Origin of the sequence: Fulvivirga kasyanovii, from assembly GCF_009711405.1 — a bacterium.
In the GTDB taxonomy this organism is placed as follows: Bacteria; Bacteroidota; Bacteroidia; order Cytophagales; family Cyclobacteriaceae; genus Fulvivirga; species Fulvivirga kasyanovii.
Genome location: NZ_SMLW01000343.1, coordinates 1 through 6,471 on the forward strand (window position 1 = coordinate 1; position 6,471 = coordinate 6,471).

Genomic DNA, 6,471 nt, shown 5'->3' on the forward strand with positions numbered 1-6,471 from the left:
AAGGGGATTGCTTTGTCGTTTCCCGAAATTTTTCGGGACAAGCTATACCTCACTCCGCGCAATGACGATGAATTTTACCGTTTACTGATTACCTGATCACCGATCACCAAAAACCCACCTACCAGTCAATCGGAAAGTAATCTTTCAAAAACTTGCCACTCCAATGGGTGCCGGTGTTGATGCCGTCAAAAAATGGGTCGCATACTCTGGCAGCACCATCGACGATGTCCAGCGGTGGCTGAAAATCATGCACTTTCTCCTTGTGCTTGGCAAGCTCTGCCGGGTCCTCATCAGTAACCCAGCCGGTATCAACGGCATTCATATAAATGCCATCCTTAGCCAAATCGCTCGCGGATGTATGTGTAAGCATGTTCAGGGCTGCTTTGGCCATGTTGGTGTGTGGGTGCCTGTCTTCCTTTTTGAACCTGTGGAACTTTCCTTCCATGGCAGAAACATTAACAATATGTTTTTGCCCGGTATTTTCGCGCCGCATCATGGCAATCAGCCGGTTGCATAGCACAAATGGCGCCACGGCATTGACCAGTTGCACCTCAAGCATTTCAGGTGTCTGAATCTCACCCAGCCGCAGTCTCCAGCTATTGGTTTTCCTAAGGTCTACCTGCTGCAGGTCGGCATCCAGTTGCCCTTCAGGGAAGACTTCTTTTACATCGAGGGACTGATCAAAGCTGTAAGGGATCTGCGATAGTTGTGCGGATGCCCTCAGCCCTACTCCCGGCTCATTGCCATGCCATGACACCGGCAGGGAATTATTCTTACCCAGGTGCACCACGCCCGCACTCTTGAGCTGATCCAGGCAATCATGGTGGTTATGAAGCAGCATCCTGGCCTCATCAGGCAAATCATGATAAGGCAGACCCTCATTGGGCATCATATGCTGATAAAAACCTGCCGGACGCCTTACCGTTTGTGCAGCGTTATTGATAAGAATGTCCAACCGGTCATAATGCTGTTCCATGTAGGTGGCGAATATTTCAACACTGGGGATATGCCGCAGGTCAAGCCCGTGGATATGCAGGCGGTGCCCCCAGGTACTAAAATCTTCTTCTTTGGAAAAACGGAGAGCCGAATCAACCGGAAACCTTGTGGTGGCCACCACTGTAGCACCGGCGCGCAACATCATTAAGGTAGCCTGGTAGCCAATTTTCAACCGTGAACCGGTGATCAAAGCCACCTGCCCGGTGAGATCGGCCGCCTGAAAGCGCTTTAAATAGTTGAGGTCACCGCATTCTTTGCACATGGCATCGTAAAAGTGGTGCAGATGGGTGTACTCTTTTTTGCACACATAGCAATTGCGTGCCGAGCTTAGCACCTGTTCGGCCTGTAGCTCATCAAGCTGCGAAACATCGGCTATTTGCTTCGGAGCGGTAAACACAGTGGCTGTTCTGGCAGACCTGATACCGGTAGCAGCCCGAGCCTCCCGGTCACGCTGTACCTGCAACTGTCTCTGATATTGTTTGGAAAGTTTATGCCGCTTTCTGACCTCATCCCGATCAGGCCTTGACAACATCCCGGCGGCTTTTAGCAAAGCCACCCGTTTATCTTCCGGCAGGGCAATAAACTGGCCACTGTCGGCGTTAAGTTTTTCCAGCACGTAAAGACAATGCTCTACTTCCTGAAGGGTTAACTTTCCCTCTGCTGTTTCATTGCTCATTCAAAAAATTAGCTATATGAATTAATCCGCGAATATAATTAAAGTCCAGTCTGATTTTTATATAAAATCTCCATTCTGCCATAAACTAAAAAAAGAAAATATAGGTGCCCGAATGTGAAAATATATTTGCACTTCAAATGTCGCCTCAACAAATGCTTCGTAGAGCCGGTGAATAACGTTGCAACCAAAATCACCCTATACACCCTATAAAGGGCAATTTTACTGTTTGTTGATGTATTTTTGTTGAGGTATTGTACCCCCCGCCTTTGAGTATTTGTAGTAGCCGCTTACTTTCATAGATTGATCATAGGGACGAACTTGAGTTTGAATTTATTTTCAACCCAAACCCGCAAACCTATGAAACCAACTTCATGTACCGGGTGGCACTTCCTTACTCTGCCACCCTGCAATATCTTTTTAAAATTTTTACAGCAAACGATTGCAGCTACAAAGGCCTTAAATGCAGCTTTAGCATTGATCCTTTTAGCGCTTTTAAGCTTTACAGTTCAGGCCCAGGTCGTACCTGTAGGCAGTGGCAGCTACACTACAAGTTTTCCCGGCACAGATGAGGCAGGAAGAAATACCTTTCCCTCTGGCGCGCCACAGCTTTCAGGAGTTGCTGCCAATAAGCCAGTCCCTACGAATGACTGGTGGTCAAACCTGGTTAAAAACGACCACGGAGGACAAGCTTTTAACTACCCTTTGTCTTTTAGATCAGAAACGGATGGCCTTGTCGTCAACTATACCATTCCCCTGGCTTCATCAGCCAATGAATACAGGGAACCGATGAGTGCAGTAGATGCCATAAAAGTAGGCGTCTCCGGGCTTAATGCTACCCGGTCTACCATTGCTGACCACTCCGACTGGACCGTAACAGCCAACTGGGCTTCCGGAGGGAACAACTTCTCTGCCACCATGGGTATGGGTATGCCCTTCGTTTATTTCACCAAAGCCTCGGGCAATACTGCTCAGATACAGGTCAATTTCAATGCTCCTGGTGTCACCGTTTCCGGCAACAAGCTGCTGATCCAAAACAATATGAATAATTCCAACTATGTGGTTTTCGGCCCAGCAGGCTCAACCTGGTCAGGTAACGGAGGAGTATTTACTTCATCACTGGCTGGAAAAAACTACTGGTCAATGGCCCTGGTACCTCCGGGCATGGATATCAACAGCTTTATAGCCAACTACGAAAGGTACGCCTATGTATTCCCGGCCAATACAACTGTAGACTGGAATTATAATGAAAACACTTCTATGGTAACCACAACTTTTGCAGTTACCCCGGACGTGAAAGAAGGTGGCTACAACGAAGTTCTGCTGGGACTCCTGCCTCATCAGTGGGCACATCTAGGAGCAGGATCTGCCCAGCCGAACCTGGCCACTTACCACACTGTGAGAGGTGAACTTAAAATGCTTGGGGGCAACACGTTCTCTGTAGCCAACAAGTTCAGTGGCGTACTCCCTACCCTGCCTAATCTGGCCAAATACAGCAATGGCTTTGACATTGGCAGCCTGAATGATAAAATAAATGCCATTAAAGGCGATGGACTTCCCGGCTGGACAGACTCTTACAACGAAGGGCAAAATATGAACCGGCTGATCCAGGCTGCTCGTATTGCCGACCAGATTGGTAATACCGCAGCCCGGGACCAACTGCTGGATACCGTTCAGGAGCGTCTTGAAGACTGGCTAACCGTGGAAGGTGGCGAAGTGGCCTTTATGTTTTATTACAACGATACCTGGGATGCACTTCTGGGCTACCCCGCCGGACACAGCCAGGACAGCAATCTCAATGATCACCATTTTCACTGGGGGTACTTCATCCATGCAGCCTCAGCGCTGGAGCAGTTCAGGCCAGGCTGGGCCAATAACTGGGGGCCTATGATTAACATGCTGATCAGGGATGCAGGAAACCCCAGCAGAACAGACAACATGTTTCCTTTCCTGAGAAATTTCAGCCCTTATGCCGGCCACGCCTGGGCCAATGGCTTCGCTACGGAGCCTTTCGGCAATGACCAGGAATCGACTTCCGAATCCATGCAATTCAATGCATCACTGATCCACTGGGGCACCATCACCAACAACCCCGAGATCCGTGACCTGGGCATTTACCTGTATACCACCGAGGTGACTGCCATACAGGAATATTGGTTCGACATCCACGACAGGACCTTCCGACCTGAATATACGCACGAAATGATCGCCAGAATATGGAGCGCCGGGTATGACAATGGCACCTGGTGGACATCAGACATTGCCGCCTCTTATGGCATTCAGCTTTACCCCATCCACGGAGGTGCTTTGTATATGGGTTATGACCTGGATTATGTTCAGGAAGTCTGGAATGGCATGAAATCAAAAACGGAAGTGCTGAGCAATACTCCCAATGCCAATTTATGGTACGACACCTACTGGAGCTTCCTCGCATTCCTTGACCCTGCCCAGGCCATAAGCCTGTACAACAGCTACACGGGCAGGGATGTAAAAGTAGGTATTTCCGATGCCCAGACTTACCATTGGCTTCACACCATGAATGCCCTTGGCCAAGTGGCAGATGAAATAACCGCTGACTATCCGATAGCCGGTGTATTTGAAAAAGACGGTGTAAGAACGTATGTAGCCCATAACTATGGCAGTACTGACATTACCGTTCATTTTTCAGACGGGGCCACACTTTATGTTCCGGCAGGAGAAATGGCAACCAGTAAAGACACCGGTGCTTCTATCTCCATCTCAGCTCCCGGAATTGTAGAAGAGCCATGTACTTCCGGCGTAAACAGCAATTTCACACTGGAAGCCCATGTCACCGGCTCTGGCGTTTCATACGTAGAGTTTTTCAGAAACGGTGCCTCTGTAGGGACTGATAACGCTGCACCGTACCAGTTGCAGCAATCTTTCTCTTCCGACGGTGTTTATACTTACACGGCGAGGGCCTACAGCGGGTCAGCTTTCGAAGTCAGTAACGTCTACCAGGTCATAGTGGGTTTGGGAACACAAGTGCCCTACTCCTCCCCTCATACCATACCCGGCACCTTCGAATCCGGTCTGTATGATGCGGGTGGCAATGGTATTTCTTACTACGATACCAACCCCAACATTTATGAGGCCAATTTCCGCACAGATGATGAAGTAGATGCTGCCTCCTCACCCTCTCAAGGCACTTCCATCGGATGGATAGCTCCTGGGGAGTGGGTAGAATACAGCATCAATGCCACTTCAGGAAAATATGACATTGCCCTGAATATTGCTGCAAAAGCCTCGGAAGGCGGAATGAGCGGCTCCCTGAGCATTGATATGGATTGCAATCCCGTGGCCACTATTAACTCCACACCTCTTACGGGAGACTGGGACACCTATCAGGCAGTGACCGCCACGGATATTAACATACCCGCAGGAAGCCACATCATCCGTGTAACCTTTAATTCAGGTGTATATAACCTTGGAAGGCTTACTTTTACCAGAACGGGTGACCTGGACGGGAACAACAGCCCTCCCGGTACACCAACCGGCATTCAGGTCACCAGCACAACTGCGAGCAGCCTTACCATCGGCTGGAACGCCTCCACAGACCCTGACAATAACCTCAGCGGCTACGATGTGTATTTGAATAACACGCTGGTTGATAATGTTTCCTCAACCTCCTACACCTTCACCGGGTTGACATCCAATACCACCTACCAGATGGGGGTTAATGCCCGTGACAGTGAGAACGCAGTGTCGCAAAGAGTTTCAGTGAACGGAACCACTGACGAGCAAACCTCCAATGGAGTACCCATTCCGGCAGTCGTTCAGGCTGAAAATTATACCGACATGAGTGGTATTCAGATGGAAGAGACCAGCGATACAGACGGAGGCCAAAATGTAGGCTGGATTGATGCAGGAGACTGGCTGGAGTATGAAATTTATGTTCCTGAAGCCGGGGATTACACCATAGACTACAGGGTGGCAAGCCTCAATGCAGGCGGAGTTATTGAATTTTTCAGCAATGGCACATCCAAAGCAACTACCAGCTTCAACGCAACCGGAGACTGGCAAAACTGGACAACGGTAAGCGAATCTGTAAACCTTCCTTCCGGAGACCAGACTATAAGACTGGTGTCTAATAATTCCGGGTGGAATATCAACTGGATAGAATTCAAAAGTGCGGGAACTACCCCTCCCGACGGAGATGGATGTAATATTGCAGTCAATGGAGACTTTTCCGTTGAAATATCAGATGACGCTACTAACCCAACGCTGACTTTTGTCCCCGAACGTTCCGGCGTTGGATCACCGACCTGTATTTTATACTACAGCACATCTCCTGACGGCACTTACCCGGGCTACCTCGTATCTGCCAGTACACCTTACCAGATCAATGCGAGTGCCGGCCAAACGATATACTTCTACTACACTTATAGTCTGCCTGAGGGTGGTGAGAACAATACTCTCAACAACAAAAAGAGCTTTGTGGTAGCGCAATGTGGCAGTAGCAATGCCAGAATGGGTGCAGAAACGCAAAGTAAGCAAACAAATATCAGCGAAAGCCTCCGGTTATACCCTAATCCGGCCAATGACAAAATATTCCTGTCAGGCCTGCCTCAGGATGTATCGGAAGTATTGATTTATGATGCCTCAGGCCGCACACAGTCACTGAAAAGTACGGACGGCAGCCAAAACTTGTCGCTGGACATCAGGCATCTTGTGAAAGGACTATACTTCATCAGAATACAATCAAAAGATGAAGTTATTACAAGGTCCTTTATGAAAGAGTAAGCTATTATAGTTAAAACCGGTCGTCATTCCCTCAGCCTTTT

The 6,471-nt window shown here is 48.8% G+C and carries 2 protein-coding genes; one reads left to right on the forward strand and one right to left on the reverse strand.

Annotated elements, in window-relative coordinates:
* Positions 1 to 118: 118 nt before the first annotated feature.
* Positions 119 to 1,672, reverse strand: coding sequence for an SDR family NAD(P)-dependent oxidoreductase (locus tag E1163_RS03445; RefSeq protein ID WP_155169476.1), 1,554 nt, complete (start codon positions 1,670 to 1,672; stop codon positions 119 to 121).
* 357 nt (positions 1,673 to 2,029) lie between these two features.
* Here E1163_RS03445 and E1163_RS03450 point away from each other — a divergent pair, with 357 nt between their 5' ends.
* Positions 2,030 to 6,430 carry a glycosyl hydrolase gene (locus tag E1163_RS03450; protein ID WP_155169478.1) on the forward strand — a complete coding sequence of 1,467 codons (4,401 nt, stop codon included), beginning with the start codon at positions 2,030 to 2,032 and terminating at the stop codon, positions 6,428 to 6,430.
* Positions 6,431 to 6,471: the final 41 nt, after the last annotated feature.

What these genes read in the sequence shown, in the direction of transcription:
- E1163_RS03445 (WP_155169476.1), bottom strand. Translation starts at nt 1,672, where the DNA reads ATGAGCAATGAAACAGCAGAGGGAAAGTTAACCCTTCAGGAAGTAGAG.
- E1163_RS03450 (WP_155169478.1), top strand. Translation starts at nt 2,030, where the DNA reads ATGAAACCAACTTCATGTACCGGGTGGCACTTCCTTACTCTGCCACCC.